Origin of the sequence: Microbacterium sp., from assembly GCF_047606385.1 — a bacterium.
Lineage (GTDB): Bacteria > Actinomycetota > Actinomycetes > Actinomycetales > Microbacteriaceae > Microbacterium.
Genome location: NZ_JASGEL010000076.1, coordinates 1 through 18,541, shown reverse-complemented (window position 1 = coordinate 18,541; position 18,541 = coordinate 1). Strand labels below are relative to the sequence as shown.

Sequence of the window (18,541 nt, the reverse complement as noted above, 5' to 3'; positions counted from 1 at the left end):
CGCTCACCACCAGTGGTTGCTCACCCAGAAGGTGTACGCACCGGCCCAGCTGCCGTATCGGCCGACCGCGTAGCTGCTGGCCCACACCAGGTTGTCGACCGGGTCGTAGCCGTTGCCGGGGACCTTGCTGCACGGCAGGGCCTGCGCGAGGCCGCACGCCCCCGACGACGAGTTCGTGGCGTTCGGGTTCCACCCGCTCTCGCGGCTGATGATGTAGTCGACGTAACCCCAGTCGCTCTCCGCGATGCCCGCCTCGGCCATCCATTCGGATGCCGTCCCGCCGCCGGTGTAGTACAGCACCGATGTGGACGAACTGCTGCTGCTGCTACTGCTGCTGCTGCTGCTGCTCGACGAGGTCGTCTCGACCGGCTTCGGCGTCTCGTAGGCGGAATAGCTGTCGCGGCCGAGATCGGTCACCTGCTCCGCGTCGGCGGCCACGGTGAACGACTGGGCGTCGGCGACCATGCCCGAGTACGCCGTCACGCTCACGGCGTCATCGGTGCCGGTCTGCGCCATCGCGAGACCCGTCGGGCCGATGTAGGCGGCCGCGAGACCCGCCGCGGCGACGGTGGCGAACAGCCCCGCCACACCGCGCCGACGTGACCAGCGCTGCGGCTGCGCAGCCGGCTTCCGACGCTGCATCATGCGCGCCTCACGACGGGTCCGTGGGCTCACTGCGGCGGTCGATCGATCGTCAGCGGAAGTCACAATAGGTCCGATGATACCGATGGATCGCTGAAGAAGTCATCCGAAGGCGTCAATCCACCGCGAGCATGATCTCGGTCACCGCGTCCAGCACCGCGTCGACCTGCGACTCCCGGTATCCGCCGCGCTGCATCCGGAAGGCCACCGACCGCACCTGCTCGACCGTGACCTTCTCGCCGTCCGAGAGGTATCCGGCGATCTTGTCGGCGACCAGGTCGACCTCCTCGATCCGGTAGCCGTACCGGAGGACGCCCTCGCGGGTGAAGCGGTGGCGCGACGGCCGGGTCAGCCGGTCGAGGACCTCCTGCGCCCGGTCCCGCTGCTGGGCCACCCAGGCGCCGGCGCCGATCTCCCCCAGCGCCACGGCGCGTTCCCGGGCGGCGAAGGCGTCCTCGATCCGCCCGAGCGCGGCGTCGACCGGTGCGACGGCGTAGCCGTGGCGCACCAGCGGGAACGAGGCGTCGCGGATCCCCTGCGCGGTGAGCGCCCACTCGGCGTCCTCGTCCTCGAAGGACGCCCGCGCACGCGCCAGGAACTCGTCGACCGCGGCGGGGTCGTAGCCGCGGCCGCGCGCGACCGTGGCGAACCGCGCCTGCTTCTCGACCTCGTCCGAGGTCGCCGCGACCAGCGCGTCCGGGTCGTCGTCGATCGTGGTCATGCCGTCACCGCCAGGGGGCTCAGAAGGAACGAGAGGGCGAGCGCGACCGCCGCCGACGGGAGGATGGAGTCGAGCCGGTCGAGGACGCCGCCGTGCCCGGGCAGCCAGGAGCTCATGTCCTTGATGCCGAGGTCGCGCTTGAGCATCGACTCCCCGAGGTCGCCCGCGGTCGCCGACCCCAGGATCGCGATGCCGAGGATGACGCCGGTCCACCAGGGCAGCCCGAGCATGAGCCAGGCCAGCAGGACGCCGGCGACCACGGCGAACACCGCGGCGCCCGCGAAGCCCTCCCAGGTCTTCTTCGGGCTGATCTTGGGGGCCATCGGGTGACGCCCCAGCAGCAGCCCGGTCGCGTAGGCGCCCGTGTCCGCCGCGATGGCGATGATGAGGAACGCCATGACCCACCACGCCCCATGGTCCTGACGCAGCAGGATGAGGGCGAGCGACGCGAGGAACGGCACATACGCGAGCACGAAGCCGGAGACGAGGACGTCGTCCAGGACGGCGCCGTAACGTCGCCCGTCCCGCGCCGACATCTGCGCGATCAGACGCCACACGACCACGAAGGCGAGCCCCGCGAACAGCACGACCCAGTGCAGCGCGGCGCCGAGGAACCAGGCGGCGAGCATGATCGCGACGCCGGCCAGGAGCAGCGGGACGACGTCGAGCCGGCGACCGGCCGCCTGCAGCGCACGGATCAGCTCGAACTGGCCGAGCAGGGCGGCGGCGGTCGCGAAGACCATGAACGGCCAGGCGAAGAACACGAGCGAGACGAAGACCACCGCGCCGATGGCCAACCCGATCACGATCGCCAGCAGCAGATCGCGCCCGGTCCGGGCCTTGATGCGCTCGTTGGCCTGATCGAACTCCGCCCGCGCGTGCGCCACCTGGTTCTCGAAATCCGTGCGCCGGGCCCGCATCTGCTCGTGGAACGATGCGGACAGCGCCGGATCGTCATCCGGTGCGCCGGGCTCGGAGCCCGATGGGGCCTCGCTCATGAGCTGCTCAGACCTCGAGCAGTTCTGCCTCTTTGCGCTTGAGGGCCTCGTCGATCTCGTCGACGTGGGCACGCGTCAGCGCATCCAGCTCCTTCTCGCCGCGGACCAGGTCGTCCTCGCCGACGTCGCTCTTGAGCGCGTCGAGGTCGTCCTTGGCCTTGCGGCGGATGCCGCGCACGTGGACCTTCGCGTCCTCGCCCTTGCTGCGCACGAGCTTGACGAACTCCTTGCGGCGCTCCTCGGTCAGCTCGGGCAGCGTCACCCGCACGATGTTGCCGTCGTTGGTGGGGTTGGCGCCCAGGTTCGGCGTGTTGCGGATCGCGTCCTCGATCGCCTTCAACGCCGACTTGTCGTACGGCGTGACGATCAGCGTGCGCGCCTCCGGGTTGTTCAGCGAGGCCAGCTGCGCCAGCGGCGTCGGCGTCCCGTAGTAGTCCACGTGGATCTTCTGGAACAGCTGGGGGTTGGCGCGGCCGGTGCGCACGGTGGCGAAGTCGTCCTTCGCGGCCTCCACGGCCCGATCCATGCGTCCGGCGGCGTCGCTCAGCACATCGGCGATCACAGTCACTCTCCTCGCTTGCGGCTCGAATGCAGTCTAGTCGGCGCGCCCCTGCCGCCGACGCGTCACACCGTGACGAGGGTGCCGATGGCCTCGCCGCGCAGCGCGCGGGTCACGTTGCCGGCCGGCTCCATGCCGAACACGCGCATGTCGATGCCGTTGTCCATGCACAGGCTGAACGCCGTCGCATCGACGACCTTCAGGCCGCGCACGAGCGCGTCCGCATATGTCAGCCGGTCGATCCTGGTGGCGGTGGCGTCGTGCTTCGGGTCGGCGGTGTAGACGCCGTCCACCCCGTTCTTGGCGACGAGGACCTCGTCCGCGCCGACCTCGAGCGCGCGCTGCGCGGCGACGGTGTCCGTCGAGAAGTAGGGCAGGCCGGCGCCGGCGCCGAAGATCACGATCCGGCCCTTCTCCATGTGGCGCTGCGCCCGCCGCGGGATGTACGGCTCGGCGACCTGCGTCATCTCGATCGCCGACTGCACCCGGGTGGCGGCGCCCGCCTGCTCGAGGAAGTCCTGCAGCGCGAGCGCGTTCATGACGGTGCCGAGCATCCCCATGTAGTCGGCCCGGCCGCGGTCCATGCCGCGCTGGCTGAGCTCCGCGCCGCGGAAGAAGTTGCCGCCGCCGACGACCACCGAGATCTCGACCTCGTCGACGGCCGCCGCGATCTCGCGCGCGATCTGGCTGACCACGTCGGGGTTCACGCCCAGCGCGCCACCCCCGAACGCCTCCCCCGACAGCTTCAAGAGCACCCTGCGGCGTCCCGTGGACTCATCCATCACGTGCGGCTCCCTCTCGCGTCCTCCCCAACCTACGGCATGCGAAAGGCCCGCACCGACACGCGATGCGGGCCTCCCGGTCCGGTGCTAGGCGCCGACCTTGAACCGCGCGAAGTCGGTGATCGTGATACCGGCGTCCGAGGCGACCTTGGCGACGGAGAGCTTGTTGTCCTTCGCGTAGTCCTGGTCCAGCAGCGCGACCTGCTTGAAGTAGGCGTTCACCCGGCCCTCGACGATCTTGGGCAGCGCCGCCTCCGGCTTGCCCTCGTTGCGGGAGATCTCGGTGACGATCTCGCGCTCCTTCTCGACGTCGGCCTCGGGCACGTCGTCGCGGCTGAGGTACGAGGGGTTCGCGAACGAGATGTGCTGCGCGATGGAGCGCGCGGTCTCGGCGTCCGAGCCGGTGTAGGCCACGACCACGCCGATCTGCGGGGGCAGGTCCTTGCTGGTGCGGTGCAGGTACACCTCGAACGCGTCGCCGGTCAGCGTGCGCACGCGGCGCAGCTCCACCTTCTCGCCGATGATCGCCGCCTCGTCCGAGATCAGCTGCGCGACGGTCTGGTCGCCGGCGGGCGCGGCGAGGGCCGCTTCGGCCGAGTCGGCGCCCGCCGCGGCAGCGGCGTCGGCGACCTTGTCGGCCAGCGCGATGAAGCGCTCGTTCTTCGCGACGAAGTCGGTCTCGCACGCCAGCTCGAGCAGCGTGACGGCGCCGCCCCGCTCGCGAGCGACCACGAGTCCCTCGCTGGTGGAACGGTCCGCGCGCTTGGCGTTGCCCTTCGCGCCCTTCAGGCGCAGGATCTCGACCGCCTTCTCGACGTCGCCGTCGGCCTCTTCGAGGGCCTTCTTCGTGTCGACCATGCCGGTGCCGAGCTGCTCGCGCAGCGCCTTGATGTCAGCGATGGTGAAGTTCGCCATGTGTGGCAGCTCCTTATGTCTGGATTACTTGTCGGCGGCCTCGGCGTCAGCGACCTCTTCGGTCGTGACGCCGGCGGCATCCGCGATGGCCTCGTCGTGGGCGGCGGCCCCGGCGGCGTCGGCGGCCGTCTCGGTGGCGGCCACCGCGACCTCGGCCTCCTCGGTCACGACCGGGGCGCCCTGCTCGAGCAGCTCGCGCTCCCACTCGGCCAGCGGCTCGGCCGCCTCGGCCTCGTCCGCGGGCTGGTGGCGCTGGATCAGCCCCTCGGCGGCGGCGTCGGCGATGATGCGCGTGAGCAGCGACACCGAACGGATCGCGTCGTCGTTGCCGGGGATCGGGAACTGGAACTCGTCGGGGTCGGCGTTGGTGTCGAGGATGCCGATCACCGGGATGCCGAGCTTGGTCGCCTCGTTGACCGCGAGGTGCTCGCGCTTGGCGTCGACGACCCAGATCGCCGACGGCGTCTTGGTGAGGTTGCGGATGCCGCCCAGCGACTTGTGCAGCTTGTCGAGCTCCCGCTTCTTCAGCAGCAGCTCCTTCTTCGTGAAGCCGCTCTCGGCCGGGTTGTCGAAGTCGAGCTCCTCCAGCTCCTTCATGCGGGCCAGGCGCTTGCTGACGGTGGAGAAGTTGGTGAGGAGGCCGCCGAGCCAGCGCTGGTTGACGTAGGGCTGGCCGACGCGGGTCGCCTGCTCGGCGATGACCTCCTGCGCCTGCTTCTTGGTGCCGACGAACAGCACGCTGCCGCCGTGGGCGACGGTCTCCTTGACGAACTCGTACGCCTTGTCGATGTACGAGAGCGACTGCTGCAGGTCGATGATGTGGATGCCGCTGCGCTCGGTGAGGATGAAGCGCTTGACCTTCGGGTTCCACCGGCGGGTCTGGTGTCCGAAGTGCACGCCGCTGTCGAGCAGCTGGCGAATGGTGACGACGGCCATGGCCGTTCTCCTGTTCTGTTGCGGTTGTCTTCGCGCACCCGGTCGGGTGGCGAACCTGGTGCCCGGCGCACACCCGCCCGGCTCGGGACTCCGAGCTCGGGACCGGTGGGTGTGTGATGCCGCACGGCTCCCTCGCGACGAGGGATGCTGCCGTGCTCTGGGCACGCGTAGTCACCCCGCAGAACGGGGTGCACCGCAAGTCTAGCAGGACGGCATCGTCCGCTCCTCCCCAGGCGGCACGGCACGGACCTCCGTCCACAGCCTGGCCGCCCTGGCCGATCCGGGCCGCGGATCGGCCGAGGCTGGGCGCATGCTCCGACTCGCGCTCCTGCTGATGCTCCTGCTCCCCGTCGCCGCCCCGCCGGCGACCGCGGTGACGCCCGACGACCTCCCGTCGTGGAGCTGGCCGGTCACCGCGCGACAGGTCGTCGAGCCGTATCGGCAGCCCGCGCATCCGTACGGCGCCGGCCACCGCGGCGTCGACCTCGCCGACCCGGACGGCACGGTCCGCGCGCCGGATGACGGCGTGGTCGCCTTCGCGGGCGCGGTCGCCGGTCGCGACGTGCTCACGATCGACCACGGCGGCGGCTGGGTGAGCACGCTGGAGCCGGTGACCACGGGCCTGGCGGCGGGCGACGCCGTCACGCGGGGCGAGCTGGTCGGCACGGTGTCCGGGGGCGGGCACGCCCCCGCCGGCACGCTGCACCTCGGGGCTCGTCACGACGGCGAGTACGTGAATCCGCTGCTGCTGCTCGGCGCCGTGCCGCTGTCGGTCCTGCTGCCGTGCTGCGACCCGGTTCAGCCGGTCGTCACCGAGTTCCGCTGGCCGGAGTCGGACACCGCGCCCAGCGTGGCGCCGGTGACGTCGTTGTCGTTCCCGGAGACGGCGACGGCACCGATCGCGCCAGCGGCGGAGACCTCGTTCCGGTCGCCGTTGAGGGTGAGCGAGCCGATCGAGTCGGCCGTCAGCGCGTTGTCCTGACCGGCGATCGCGAGGCTCGTCAGCCCGGCTGCCACGACGGTGTCGCGATCGCCGCCGACGGAGAGCACCTCGACGTCGGCATCGCCGAGGTCGACTGTCATGTCGGTGCCGGAGATCGTCAACGAGGGGCAGCTGCCGGTCACGGTCACGGTCGTCCCGTCCCCGGAGACCGTCGTCGCCTGCCCGTCGCAGTCCTGCGCCGCCGCCGGCGTCGGCGACGTCTTCGTCGTCGCGCCGGAGGAGGCCGACGCGGAGGCGGACGCGGAGGCGGACGAGGACGACGAGGCGGAAGCGGTGGGCAGCACCGTCGCACGCGGCGTGAACGCCGCCGCGCATCCGGCCAGGACGACGGCGGTGAGCGCGCCGGCCGCGACGGCGGCGGCGACCGACCCGGGACGACGGATGCTCATAGCGCCCACCGTACGTCGCCGCGTCGGCGGACGCGACCGTCAGGCACGGGGATGCGCCTGGCGATACACTGCGGCGAGCCGTTCACCGGAGACGTGGGTGTAGATCTGCGTCGTGCCGAGGCTGGCATGGCCCAGCAGCTCCTGCACGGCGCGGAGGTCCGCTCCCCCGTCCAGCAGGTGGGTCGCCGCGGAATGGCGCAGCGCGTGCGGACCGACCGCCGTCCGCCCCACCGCGGGCCCGAGGGTCCGTGCGACGAGGTCGTAGACGGCGCGCGGACCGAGCCGACCGCCTCGGGCACCCAGGAACACCGGTGCCTGCGCGGCCGCGAGGCCCCCGCGGGCGAGCAGGACCGGCCGGCCGCGTTCGAGGTAGTCCAGCAGCGCGCGTGCCGCGGCGCCCCCGAACGGGACGACCCGCTCCTTGTCCCCCTTGCCGACCACGCGCAGCGTCCGCCGATCGAGGTCGACGTCACCGGGCCGCAGGCCGCACAGCTCGGACACGCGCACCGCGGCGCCGTACAGGGTCTCCAGGATCGCCAGATCGCGCAGGGCGACCGCATCGCCGCCGGACGCCCGCTCCGCAGCGGCACGGAGCACGCCGTCGATCGCGGGGACCGTCCCGACCGCGGGCAGCGTGCGACCGCGTCTCGGGGCGACGAGGCGCAGGGCGGGGTCGACGGCGACGATCCCTGCCTCCTGCGCCCAGGCGAAGAACCCGCGCACCGACGCGGTGCGGCGGGCCAGGGTCGCGCGGCTGTCGCCGCGGGTGGTGGCGCGCCAGAGCCACTCCCGCAGCTCCTCGAGGTCGATGCGCGTGAGCGGCGTCTCCTCGCCCACGGCGTGGCCGAGATCCGCCAGGTCGGAGCGGTAGGCGCGAACGGTGGCCGGAGAGAGCCGTCGCACCTGTGCCAGGTGTGTGCACCATCGTTCCACCGCGTCCGCGAGCAGCATGTGTTCAGGATGCCGCGTGCATCCGCGGCGGAGCGTCAGCCTCGCCGCGCGGACCGCGTCAGCCGCCAGCCCGCCGGATCGGACTCCACGGCGGATTCGAGCAGCATCGCGCCGAGGTGCGCCTCGACGTCGGCCGTCGCCATCCCGCTGCGCGCCGCGATCGTCGCGGCGTCGCGGAACGCTCGGACGCTCATCGCGTCACGCACCCGCTGCCGGTCGCCGGTCGTCTCTCCGAGCTCGAGCACGGGCGCGGCGACCCGCCCGATGAGCTCGAGCACCTCGTCCGAGCTCGTCACGCACGTCGCGTCCTCCTCGCGCAGCAGCCGGTGCGTGCCGATCGAGGTCGCGCTGGTGACCGGACCCGGGACCGCGCCGACGGGCCGGCCGAGGGTCGCGGCGTGATGCGCGGTGTTCAGGGCACCGCTGCGGGCGCCCGCCTCGACGACGATCGTCGCGTCCGAGGCCGCGGCGATGAGCCGGTTTCGCGCGAGGAACCGCCACCGGGTGGGCGCGGTGCCGCACGGGGACTCGGCCACGACGACGCCGGCGGCGATGATCCGTTCCAGCAGCCGGGCGTTGCCGCCGGGGTACAGCCGGTCGCAGCCGCCCGCGAGGAACGCCACGGTCGTGCCGGCCGCGCCGAGCGCCGCGCGGTGGGCCGCGGCGTCCACGCCGTACGCGGCGCCGGAGACGATCACCCCGCCGTCCGCGACGACGCCGGCGGCGAGCTCGCCGGCGACGTGCTCGCCGTACGCGGTCGCGGCGCGAGCGCCGACCAGGGCGATCGCTCCCGCGGGCGCCTCGAGCAGCGTCGGGTCGCCACGCGCCCAGAGGCACAGCGGCGCATGCACCCCGAGATCGTCGACACGGCGGGGCCAGACGCGGTCCTCCGGGGTGAGAAGCCGCGCGCCCGCACGCCGTGCCGCGGCCAGGGCGTCGGCGAGCAGGCCCACGTCCGCTCGCGGCATCCAGCGGGCGCGGGCCTTGCGCATGTCGTCGACGCGGCACTCGGCGACCTCGGCGGCATGTCGCACGGCGTCCGAGGTCAGGATCAGCTCGTACGCGGTGACCGGGTCGCAGCCCTGCAGAAGCGCGCCGGCGATGCCGTCGCCCGGCTCGGTCAGGCCCGACCACACCACCCGCGCCGCGCGGCAGGCGGCGGGGTCGTCGGCATCGGGGGCGACGGCGAGCCCGGCGTGCGCGAACAGCGCGCCCAGCGGCGGCGGTGTCATGCCTCGATCCCCTTCTTCAGGAACAGCGCGCGTCCGACGTCGTGCAGGTCGGGCCGGCCGCGGCCGCCGAGGTCGGCCAGCGTCCAGGCGAGGCGGAGCACCCGGTCGTAGCCGCGCAGCGTGAGGCTCCCCCGTTCCAGCGCGAGGTCCAGCGGTCGGCGCACCTCGGACGCGGGGGCCAGCGGGCCGTCACGCAGCCAGGCCCCGGGCACCTCGGCGTTGCGCTGCCAGGAGGTGCCGCGCAGCCGATGCGCGGCACGCTCGCGGGCGTCCTGCACGCGCGCGCGTGCGGTCGCCGAGGAGGTCCGGTCGCCGCGGGACCGGCCGGGCGCGTGAGCGACCCGGCGCAGGGTCAGCTCGATGTCGATCCGGTCGCGCAGCGGCCCGGAGAGCCGGCCCAGGTAGCGCCGGATCGCCATCGGCGGGCACGCGCACTCCGCGCCGCGCACGCCGTAGTTGCCGCACGGGCACGGGTTCGTGGCCAGCACCAGCTGGAACCGCGCCGGGAACCGGGCGCTGACCCCGGCGCGATGGATGTCGATCCAGCCGCGTTCGAGCGGCTGCCGCAGCGAGTCGAGCACGGATCCCGGGAACTCCCCCGCCTCGTCGAGGAAGAGCACCCCCTCGCTCGCGCGGGCGATCGCCCCCGGACGCAGGACGCGTGACCCGCCGCCGACGAGCGCGACCATGCTCGCGCTGTGATGCGGCGCCTCGATCGGCGGGACACGGCTGAGCGAGACGACCCGCGCGCCGGACAGCGAGCGGACGCCGGCCACGGCCAGCGCGGCGGCGTCGTCCAGCTCGGGCAGGATGCCGGGAAGGCGGTGCGCGAGCATGGTCTTGCCCGCGCCGGGCGGCCCGGACATGAGCAGATGGTGGCCGCCGGCAGCGGCGGTGATCAGGGCGTCGACGGCGTCGGCCTGTCCCACGACGTCGGCCAGGTCCAGCAGCGGCGGCGCGGTCGCGGGCGGCTCGCTGTGCTCGACCGGCGGCAGGTCGGGGATCTCGACCTCGGCGCCGTGCAGCCGGGCCACCTCCGCGAGGCTGACGGCGCCGATCGCCTCGATTCCCGGCACGAGCCGCGCCTCCGGCAGGTTGGCGTGCGGCACGATCACCCGTTCCGCGCCGGCGCGCGCGGCCGCGAGCACCGAGGGCAGGATCCCCGGGACCGGGCGCAGCCGGCCGTCGAGGCCGAGCTCGCCGAGGTGCACGGTGCGGGCCAGCGAGGCGAGGCTCAGCTCCCCCGCGGTGGCGATCGCCGCGACGGCGACGGCGAGATCGAACGCGGTGCCGTGCTTCGGCAGGTTCGCCGGGGACAGGTTGATCGTCAGGCGGCGGCGCGGCAGCGGCATCCCCACGTTCGCGCAGGCGTTCCCCACGCGCTGCACCGCCTCGCTCAGGGCGCGATCGCCCAGCCCGATGATCCGGAACTCGGGCTGCTGCGCGCTGAGGTCCGCCTCGACCTCGACCATGGCCCCGTCGATGCCCGCCAGCGCCACCGCCCAGGTGCGCGCCACGCTCATCGGAGGTCCCGCAGATGCTCGAGCGTGAACGCGCCGCGGCCGATCAGCGCGACCGCGTCCACCCGCAGCCGCGCGCCGCACGACTCGTCCGGGTGCTCGCGGCACCACTGCGCGCCCAGCCGCCACAGCCGCGAGAGCTTCCGGGCGTCGATGGCCTCCAGCGGGTGCCCGAACAGCTCGCTGGCGCGCGTCTTGACCTCGACGACGACGATCTCGGCGCCCTCGCGCGCGACGATGTCGAGCTCGCCGTGCGTGCCCCGCCAGTTGCGGGCGAGGATCGTCCACCCGTGCCGTCGCAGGTGCGCGCTCGCGAACTCCTCACCGCGCCGGCCCAGCTCGTCCTTGTCCGCCATGCCGACAGCGTCCATCGCCGCCGCCCCGGCGCGCGGCGCCTCTCACGGATCGGTGGACACGGCCGGCGCCGCAGGGGGCTGGGGAGGAACGGACGAGCCGGTCAGCCGTCGAGCGAGAGCTCCTCGGGCAGCTGGAAGTCGCGGCGCGAGAGCTCCTCCACGTTGACGTCCTTGAACGTGAGCACACGCACCGACTTCACGAAGCGGTCGGCGCGGTAGATGTCCCACACCCAGACGTCGGTCATCGAGATCTCGAAGTAGAAGTCGTGCTCGGTGTCCCGGCGCACGACGTTGACCTCGTTGGCCAGGTAGAAGCGCCGTTCGGTCTCGATGACGTACTGGAACTGCGACACGACGTCGCGGTACTCCTTGTACAGGGCCAGCTCGAGCTCGCGGTCGTAGTCCTCGAAGACGTCGTCATCCATGGTCTCTCCAGACTAGAACAGGGTCGGGGCGCCCGCGATCGCCCACGAGGCGCGGTGGTGGACGCTGAGCCCGTGGGCCGCGATCGCGGTGCGGTGCGTCTCGCTCGCGTACCCCTTGTTGCGCTCCCAGGCGTACGGCGGGCACTCGTCGTGCAGGGCGACCATGTACGCGTCGCGGGCCACCTTGGCCACGACGGACGCCGCGGCCGCGCTCGCGCAGTCGCGGTCCGCCTTGATCCGGGGCATCACCGGGGCGCCCACCGCCGCGACCGGGGAGATGTAGTCGTGGTTGCCGTCGAGGACGACCACGCCCGCCGCCAGGTCGACGCCCTGCGCGCGCAGCGACGCCAGCGCACGGTGCGCCGCCAGCCCCAGCGCACGGATGATGCCCTCGGCGTCCACCTCCGCGGCGCTGGCCCAGCCCACCGCGGACGCATCCGCCCATGCCGCCGCGCGGGTCGCGACGTCGCCGCGCCGACGTTCCGGCACGAGCTTCGAGTCGCGCAGGCCCTCCGGGATCCGCCGACGGGCATGCGCGGCCGACACCACGGCCGCGCCCACCGCGACCGGCCCCGCCAGGGCGCCGCGTCCGACCTCGTCGCAGGCGATCACGAGAGGATGCGCGCGCAGGAGCTGGCGCTCCCAGCGCAGGGTCGGCAGCGTCACCGTCATCCCGAGTCGTCCTCCGGGTCGGGGACGGACGCGAAGACGTCGTGATGGAAGTCGATGAGGCCGAACCGGTCGAACGGCCAGGTGATCAGGAACGCGCGCCCCACCACGTTCGAGATCGGGACGAAGCCGCCGCCGGGCTGATCCTGGTTGTAGCGCGAGTCCTTGGAGCTGTAGCGGTTGTCGCCGAGCACCCACAGCTCCCCGTCGGGGACGGTCACGTCGAAGGCGATCGCGGATGCGGCGGCCCCGGACTCCGGCAGCAGCAGATACGAGGTCTCGTCGATCGCGACGCCGTTCACGGTGATCTGACCGAGCGTGTTGCAGCAGGCGACATGATCGCCGGGCAGGCCGATGATCCGTTTGATCAGGTGGTCGTCGCTGTCGGAGGTGGACAGCCCGACCAGCGAGAGCATCCAGTCGCCGGCCGCCTGCAGCGCGTTCGGCGTCGTGGTCGTCGTGGTCTCGTCGAGCCACCCGCCGGGGTCGGTGAACACCACGACGTCGCCGCGCTCGTACCCGCTGAACCGCGGGGTGAGCTCGTCCACCAGGATCCGGTCCTGGACCATCAGCGTGTCCTCCATGGACGCGGAGGGGATGTAGAACGAGCGCACCAGGAACGTCTTCACCGCGAACGACACGACGATCGCGATGACGACGATGATCAGGACGTCCCGCAGGAACCTCAGGGTGCCTCGCCGGCGGCGGGCCGGTGCCTGCTCCTGGGACGTCTCAGGGGTGGCCGGCGCGTCGTCGATGCTCATGCGGTTTCCTTCGTACGGCGGCGGTGAGCCGCGCCCTCTAGCGTCGCACACGACACGGTCCGCGCCATGCGCCGCGCACAGAAAAAGGGACCCCGGCTCGCGCCTGGGGCCCCTTCTCGGAAGCGTCAGCTGTCGCGCTTCTCCTTGATCTTCGCCTTCTTGCCGCGGAGGCTGCGCAGGTAGTACAGCTTCGCGCGACGCACGTCGCCGCGGGTGACGACCTCGATGTGGTCGATCACCGGCGAGTGCACCGGGAAGGTGCGCTCCACGCCCACCTGGAAGCTGATCTTGCGGACGGTGAAGGTCTCGCGCACGCCGTCGCCGGAGCGGCCGAGCACGACGCCCTGGAAGACCTGGATGCGGGAGCGGTTGCCCTCCGTGATGTTGACGTGCACCTTGACGGTGTCGCCGGGGCCGAAGACCGGGATGTCGGAGCGGAGCGAGGCCGCATCGAGGGCGTCGAGGATCTGCATGGTCGTATCTCTCTGCAACCGCCACAGGTCGGCGGCGGGACGGTGTGTTTCACGGATGGGAGCGCCCGGCGCCGGTCACGCGACGCGTCCGACGGATTCCCCTGTGGCAGAACCTGGCCGGGGCACAAACAACCATTCTGCCACGGGCGGACCGGCGGACCAAACCGGTCAGCGGCTCTCCTCGACGACGATGACGGGGTGCGCGGCGTCCGGCGGGGTGCGCGGATGCGGCGCGGGGATGTAGGCCACGCCCTCGTCCGTGCGCTGCACGACGTCTCCCCCGCGGATCCGGCGCCACGCCCGGCGTCCCTCGAACCAGCACAGCCCCACGCCCACGACGACCGCCAGCGCCCACACCGCCGCCCACCACGGCTGCGCATAGAAGCCGAGGCCGATCGTCAGCACGTGCCAGAGCCCGAAGCCGGCGACGTCCGCCCAGGCGAGCGCACGCTGCTCGCGAACGTCCTGCCGCACCCGCACGACGAGGGCCAGCAGCAGCTGGAGCACGAAGACCGCGGGGGCTGCGAACATCACCCAGAGGAAGGCCCAGCCGCCGGCCCCGGAGAAGATCCACGCCAGGTACAGCCAGAGCGGCAGGACCACGGCGGCCGGGAACAGCCACGCGAAGAACGCCCGTCGGATCCACATGGGGCCGATCGTACGCGGCGGGCGGCCCGCGGCGGCCGTTCCCTGCGCTTCTCACCGGATCCGCACAGGTGACGCCGAATCGCACGGGTGACGCCGACCCCGTCGGATCCGCGAGAATGGACCTGAGAGAAGGAGCACCATGATCGAACTGCGCACCCCGGCCGAGATCGAGCAGATGCGGCCGGCAGGCCGGTTCGTCGCCGAGGTGCTCACGACCCTGCGCGACCAGACGAAGGTGGGCACGAACCTGCTGGACATCGACCGGCACGCGCACGAGATGATCCGCGCCGCCGGCGCCCAGTCCTGCTACATCGACTATCACCCGTCGTTCGGCGCGAGCCCGTTCGGCAAGGTCATCTGCACCTCGGTGAACGACGCCGTGCTGCACGGGCTGCCGCACGACTACGTGCTGCGCGACGGCGACCTCGTCTCGCTCGACTTCGCGGTCTCGATCGACGGCTGGGTCGCCGACTCCGCCGTCTCGTTCGTGGTGGGAACGCCCCGCGACGAGGACCTTCGTCTGATCGACACGACGCAGCGCGCGCTGGCGGCCGCGATCGCGGCGGCCACCACCGATCACCGCATCGGCGATATCTCCGCGGCGATCGCCGGCGTCTCCCACGCCGGCGGCTACGCCATCAACACCGACTTCGGCGGGCACGGGGTCGGGCACGTCATGCACGGCGACCCCCACATCCCGAACGACGGCAAGCCGGGACGCGGCTACCCGCTGCGTCCCGGCCTCGTGATCGCGATCGAGCCGTGGCTGCTGGCCACGACCGACGAGCTGGTCACCGACCCCGACGGCTGGACGCTCCGCAGCGTGGACGGCTCGCGCGGCTCCCATTCCGAGCACACCATCGCGATCACCGCCGAGGGCCCGATCGTGCTCACCGACCGCTCCTTCCTCGGCGTCGACTGAGACGCCGCGTCTCACATCGGCGCGGACGGCGGTGTGAGAGAAACGTTCGCTGCGGGTAACCCTGCGTCGCGGAACGGCGAAACACCGCGCTCCTAGCGTGTCGGGTATCGAGCCCCGCCGATCAGGAGACGTCGTGACCCAGCCTGCCGTGAACTCCCGGAAACGTCCCGCTGACCGCGGCGCAACGTCGCCGGAATACCGTGACGGCATGCTCCGCCCCGCCCCGCGACACATCGTGGTCGCCGGCGCCGGCATGGTCGCGCACCGGTTCGTGGAGAGCCTGCTCAGCCGCGCCGACGACGCGTGGCGGGTCACGGTGGTCGGCGAGGAGCCGCACGCGCCCTACGACCGCGTCGCGCTGACCTCGTTCTTCGCCGGCGCGACCGACGAGGACCTGGCGCTGGACGCCGCCGTGCTCGCCGATCCGCGCGTGCGCTTCCTGCGCGGCGAGACGGTCAGCCGCATCGACCGCACCCGTCGTGAGATCCGGACGGCGGCCGGCGATCGGATCGGCTACGACGACCTCGTGCTGGCGACCGGCTCGTACGCGGCGCGGCTCGCGCTGGAGGGCTTCGACCACACCGGCTGCTTCGTCTACCGCACGCTGGTGGACGTCGCGGGACTGCGCACGTTCGTCCGCTCGCGCTCCGCGGCGCTCGGCCGGCGACTGTCCGGTGTGGTCGTGGGCGGCGGCCTGCTCGGGCTGGAGGCCGCCGGAGCGCTGCAGGGCATGGACGTGGACTGCACCGTCGTGCAGTCCGGCGACCGCCTGATGTCGGCGCAGCTGGATCCCCCCGGCGGCGCGGCGCTGCGCCGCCTGATCGAGGCGCGCGGGATCGCGGTGCGGACCGAGTCCATCACCACACGGGTCGACGCGGACCGCTCGGGCGCGGTGCGCGGTCTGGAGTTCGCAGACGGCAGCTGGGCCGCCGCCGATGTCATCGTGTTCACGGTGGGCGTGCGCCCCCGCGACGAGCTGGCCCGGCGCGCCGAGCTCGAATGCCACCCCCGCGGCGGCGTCGTGATCGACGAGCACTGCCGCACGTCCGACCCGCACATCCTCGCGGTGGGCGAGGTCGCGAGCTTCGAGGGGGCCTGCGTGGGCCTGGTCGCGCCCGGTTATGCGATGGCCGAGGTCGCCGCGAGCCGGCTGCTCGGCGGCGAGGGATCCTTCCCGGGCTACGACCTGTCCACCAAGCTCAAGCTGTCCGGCGTGGACGTCGCCAGCTTCGGGGACGCCTTCGCCGCGACGCCCGGCGCGCTGGACGTCGTGTACGCCGACCCGGTGGCCGGCGTCTACAAGAAGCTCGTGCTCTCCGACGACGCGACGACGCTCCTCGGCGGCATCCTCGTCGGCGACGCGTCCGCGTACGGCGCCCTGCGTCCGCTGCTCGGCGGTGCGCTGGGCGCGGACCCTGCCGCCTACCTGCTGCCGGAGGGTGGGACCGAGGCGCCGAGCGGGGAGCTGCCGGACGCCGCCCTGGTGTGCTCCTGCAACAGCGTCACCGCGGGAACGATCCGCGCCGCGGTGCACGACGAGGGCTGCGCCGACGTCGCGGCGGTGAAGGCGTGCACCCGAGCCGGGTCCGCGTGCGGCTCGTGCCTGACGAGCGTGAAGAAGATCGTCACGACCGAGCTGGCCCGTGCCGGCCAGTCCGTCAGCAACGCGCTCTGCGAGCACTTCGACCTGTCGCGGCGCGAGCTGTTCGACGCGGTACGGGTCTCCGGGCTGCGCGGCTTCAGCGCCGTGATCGAGCGTTTCGGCCGCGGTCGCGGCTGCGACATCTGCAAGCCGGTGCTCGCCAGCATCCTGTCGACCCTCGTCGGCGAGCACGTGCTGGCCGGCGAGAACGCGACGCTGCAGGACACGAACGACCACGTCATGGCAAACCTGCAGAAGGACGGGAGCTACTCGGTGGTCCCCCGCATCCCGGGCGGCGAGGTCACCCCCGAGGGGCTGCTCGCGATCGGCCAGGTCGCGAAGGACTTCGGGCTGTACACCAAGATCACCGGCGGACAGCGCATCGACATGTTCGGCGCCCGTCTGGAGCAGCTCCCCGCGATCTGGCGGCGCCTGGTCGACGCCGGCTTCGAATCCGGTCAGGCGTACGGCAAGTCGTTGCGGACCGTGAAGTCGTGCGTGGGATCCACCTGGTGCCGGTACGGGGTGCAGGACGCGGTCGGCATGGCCGTCCGGCTCGAGCTGCGCTACCGCGGGCTGCGCTCGCCCCACAAGCTCAAGCTCGGCGTCTCGGGCTGCGCGCGCGAGTGCGCCGAGGCGCGCGGCAAGGACATCGGCGTGATCGCGACCGAGGCCGGCTGGAACCTCTACGTCGGCGGCAACGGCGGGTTCACGCCGCGGCACGCGGTGCTGCTGGCCGAGGGGCTCGACGACGGCGCGCTGCTGCAGGCCGTCGACCGCTTCATGATGTACTACATTTTCACCGCCGACCGGCTGCAGCGCACCGCGCCGTGGCTCGAGGAGCTGGAGGGCGGGATCGACCAGCTGCGGCGGGTGATCTTCGAGGACGGCCTCGGCATCTGCGCCGACCTGGACGCCGCGATGGCCCGTCACATCGACTCGTACGAGGACGAGTGGGCGGCTACCCTCGCCGACCCCGAGAAGCTGCGGCGGTTCGCCTCTTTCGTCAACGCGCCGGCGACGCCCGACCCGTCGCTGGCCTACACGGCCGAGCGCGGCCAGCCGCGCCCCGCCACGGCGGCCGAGCGGGCGTCGGAGTCCGTCCTGATCGCCGGCACCACCCTGGAGGTGCGTCGATGACGCCCCCACCGCCGGCATCCCCGTCCCCACGACCCGAGGTGTGGGTGCGCGTCTGCGACCTCGCCGACCTGGAGGTCGAACGCGGCCGTGCCGCCCTCGTGGGTGACGAGCAGCTGGCGCTGTTCGTCATCCACGGCGGCCGCGTCCACGCCGTGTCCAACCGCGATCCGTACAGCGGTGCGCACGTGATCTCGCGCGGCATCGTCGGCAGCCGGGGCGAGGTCCCGACGGTGGCGTCCCCGATGTACAAGCAGGTGTTCGACCTGCGCACGGGGATCTGCCTGGACACGCAGGGCGGCGCCCCGGAACAGCTGCGCACGTGGGCGGTGGCCGTGCAGGATGGTGGTGTCTACGTGAAGACCGGAGGTCGCGCATGACCACGATGCTGGGCGTCTCGCTCGCGGGACGCGACGTGCTCCTCGTCGGCGGGGGCTCGGTCACCGCCCGGCGCCTGCGCCGGTTCCTCGCGGACGGCGCCGCCTGCCGCATCGTCGCCCCCGAGGTGTCCGCGCCGGTGCGCGAGCTGATCGCCCGGCACGGCCTGGCCTGGACGCCGCGTGCCGTGCGTCGGTCCGACCTCGAAGAGGCCTGGCTCGTGCACACCGCCACCGGCGACCCCGCCGTGGACGGCGCCGTGGCGGCGTGGTGCGATGCGGCGCACGTCTTCTGCGTGAACACGTCCACGGCGACGCACGGCTCCGCGCGCCTGGCCGCGGAGACCCGTGCCGACGACGTGATCGTGGGCGTCGTCTCCGATGCCGGTGCCGACCCGCGCCGGTCGGCCCGGGTGCGAGACGCGGTCGCCGGGCTGCTGCACGAGGGACGGCTGCCGCTGCGCCGCCGGCGCGCCGCCG

At 72.7% G+C, this 18,541-nt stretch carries 21 protein-coding genes and 1 pseudogene; 5 read left to right on the top strand and 17 right to left on the bottom strand.

The genetic code is table 11. The annotated features are described in order from the left end of the window. Positions 1-3 precede the first annotated feature (3 nt). The 7 genes from QM626_RS07255 to rpsB form a co-directional block, all read right to left on the bottom strand. Positions 4-642 carry a transglycosylase SLT domain-containing protein gene (locus tag QM626_RS07255; protein ID WP_415075488.1) on the bottom strand — a complete coding sequence of 213 codons (639 nt, stop codon included), beginning with the start codon at positions 640-642 and terminating at the stop codon, positions 4-6. A 115-nt stretch (positions 643-757) separates the two neighbouring features. After that, positions 758-1,363, bottom strand: coding sequence for a DivIVA domain-containing protein (locus QM626_RS07250; protein ID WP_415075486.1), 606 nt, complete (start codon positions 1,361-1,363; stop codon positions 758-760). Then, the gene (locus QM626_RS07245) at positions 1,360-2,361 is read right to left on the bottom strand and encodes a phosphatidate cytidylyltransferase (RefSeq protein ID WP_415075484.1); all 1,002 of its coding nucleotides are present in this window, start codon (positions 2,359-2,361) and stop codon (positions 1,360-1,362) included. Before QM626_RS07245 ends, QM626_RS07250 begins: the two co-directional genes overlap by 4 nt. A 7-nt stretch (positions 2,362-2,368) precedes the next feature. Beyond that, positions 2,369-2,923, bottom strand: a complete 555-nt coding sequence (frr, locus tag QM626_RS07240; RefSeq protein ID WP_415075482.1) for a ribosome recycling factor — start codon at positions 2,921-2,923, stop codon at positions 2,369-2,371. A gap of 62 nt (positions 2,924-2,985) precedes the next feature. Next, complete coding sequence (gene pyrH, locus QM626_RS07235) at positions 2,986-3,702, bottom strand: UMP kinase (RefSeq protein ID WP_415075480.1); 717 nt, start codon at positions 3,700-3,702, stop codon at positions 2,986-2,988. Between the two features lie 87 nt (positions 3,703-3,789). After that, a complete protein-coding gene (gene tsf / locus QM626_RS07230; protein ID WP_415075478.1) occupies positions 3,790-4,617 on the bottom strand; it encodes a translation elongation factor Ts in 828 nt (275 codons plus the stop codon). Positions 4,618-4,641: 24 nt separating this feature from the next. Beyond that, complete coding sequence (gene rpsB / locus QM626_RS07225) at positions 4,642-5,553, bottom strand: 30S ribosomal protein S2 (protein ID WP_415075476.1); 912 nt, start codon at positions 5,551-5,553, stop codon at positions 4,642-4,644. Positions 5,554-5,863: 310 nt separating this feature from the next. On the opposite strand from rpsB, the pseudogene QM626_RS07220 reads away from it, so the two are divergent. Further along, a pseudogene (locus tag QM626_RS07220) lies at positions 5,864-6,283 on the top strand (murein hydrolase activator EnvC family protein); the annotation flags it as partial. 68 nt (positions 6,284-6,351) lie between these two features. On the opposite strand, the gene QM626_RS07215 reads toward QM626_RS07220, so the two are convergent. The 10 genes from QM626_RS07215 to QM626_RS07170 form a co-directional block, all read right to left on the bottom strand. Next, positions 6,352-6,945, bottom strand: coding sequence for a DUF3060 domain-containing protein (locus QM626_RS07215; RefSeq protein WP_415075474.1), 594 nt, complete (start codon positions 6,943-6,945; stop codon positions 6,352-6,354). A 39-nt stretch (positions 6,946-6,984) separates the two neighbouring features. Beyond that, positions 6,985-7,896: a tyrosine-type recombinase/integrase gene (locus QM626_RS07210; RefSeq protein WP_415075472.1), complete on the bottom strand. Its 912-nt coding sequence runs from the start codon at positions 7,894-7,896 to the stop codon at positions 6,985-6,987. A 35-nt stretch (positions 7,897-7,931) separates the two neighbouring features. Next, the gene (gene dprA, locus QM626_RS07205; RefSeq protein WP_415075470.1) at positions 7,932-9,128 is read right to left on the bottom strand and encodes a DNA-processing protein DprA; all 1,197 of its coding nucleotides are present in this window, start codon (positions 9,126-9,128) and stop codon (positions 7,932-7,934) included. Next, positions 9,125-10,651, bottom strand: a complete 1,527-nt coding sequence (locus QM626_RS07200; RefSeq protein WP_415075468.1) for a YifB family Mg chelatase-like AAA ATPase — start codon at positions 10,649-10,651, stop codon at positions 9,125-9,127. Before QM626_RS07200 ends, dprA begins: the two co-directional genes overlap by 4 nt. Further along, positions 10,648-11,004 carry a YraN family protein gene (locus tag QM626_RS07195; RefSeq protein WP_415075466.1) on the bottom strand — a complete coding sequence of 119 codons (357 nt, stop codon included), beginning with the start codon at positions 11,002-11,004 and terminating at the stop codon, positions 10,648-10,650. The genes QM626_RS07200 and QM626_RS07195 overlap by 4 nt, the downstream gene beginning before the upstream one ends. Positions 11,005-11,105: 101 nt before the next feature. After that, on the bottom strand, positions 11,106-11,429 hold the full coding sequence (locus QM626_RS07190; RefSeq protein WP_415075464.1) for a DUF2469 family protein: 324 nt from the start codon (positions 11,427-11,429) through the stop codon (positions 11,106-11,108). 12 nt (positions 11,430-11,441) lie between these two features. Continuing rightward, complete coding sequence (locus QM626_RS07185; RefSeq protein WP_415075462.1) at positions 11,442-12,101, bottom strand: ribonuclease HII; 660 nt, start codon at positions 12,099-12,101, stop codon at positions 11,442-11,444. After that, positions 12,098-12,862 carry a signal peptidase I gene (gene lepB, locus QM626_RS07180; protein ID WP_415075460.1) on the bottom strand — a complete coding sequence of 255 codons (765 nt, stop codon included), beginning with the start codon at positions 12,860-12,862 and terminating at the stop codon, positions 12,098-12,100. The genes QM626_RS07185 and lepB overlap by 4 nt, the downstream gene beginning before the upstream one ends. 125 nt (positions 12,863-12,987) lie before the next feature. Beyond that, positions 12,988-13,335 (bottom strand): 50S ribosomal protein L19, encoded by a 348-nt coding sequence (gene rplS / locus QM626_RS07175; protein WP_415075458.1) that lies wholly within the window; start codon positions 13,333-13,335, stop codon positions 12,988-12,990. Between the two features lie 168 nt (positions 13,336-13,503). Next, on the bottom strand, positions 13,504-13,983 hold the full coding sequence (locus QM626_RS07170; RefSeq protein ID WP_415075456.1) for an MFS transporter permease: 480 nt from the start codon (positions 13,981-13,983) through the stop codon (positions 13,504-13,506). 139 nt (positions 13,984-14,122) lie between these two features. Here QM626_RS07170 and map point away from each other — a divergent pair, with 139 nt between their 5' ends. From map to QM626_RS07150, 4 genes are all read left to right on the top strand, one after another. After that, a complete protein-coding gene (gene map / locus QM626_RS07165; protein ID WP_415075454.1) occupies positions 14,123-14,905 on the top strand; it encodes a type I methionyl aminopeptidase in 783 nt (260 codons plus the stop codon). 208 nt (positions 14,906-15,113) lie between these two features. Beyond that, positions 15,114-17,687: a nitrite reductase large subunit NirB gene (gene nirB / locus QM626_RS07160; protein ID WP_415075452.1), complete on the top strand. Its 2,574-nt coding sequence runs from the start codon at positions 15,114-15,116 to the stop codon at positions 17,685-17,687. Further along, complete coding sequence (gene nirD, locus QM626_RS07155) at positions 17,684-18,064, top strand: nitrite reductase small subunit NirD (protein WP_415075450.1); 381 nt, start codon at positions 17,684-17,686, stop codon at positions 18,062-18,064. The genes nirB and nirD overlap by 4 nt, the downstream gene beginning before the upstream one ends. Further along, a partial coding sequence (locus QM626_RS07150; RefSeq protein ID WP_415075448.1) for a precorrin-2 dehydrogenase/sirohydrochlorin ferrochelatase family protein occupies positions 18,061-18,541 on the top strand: 481 nt, incomplete at its 3' end. The genes nirD and QM626_RS07150, both read left to right, overlap by 4 nt.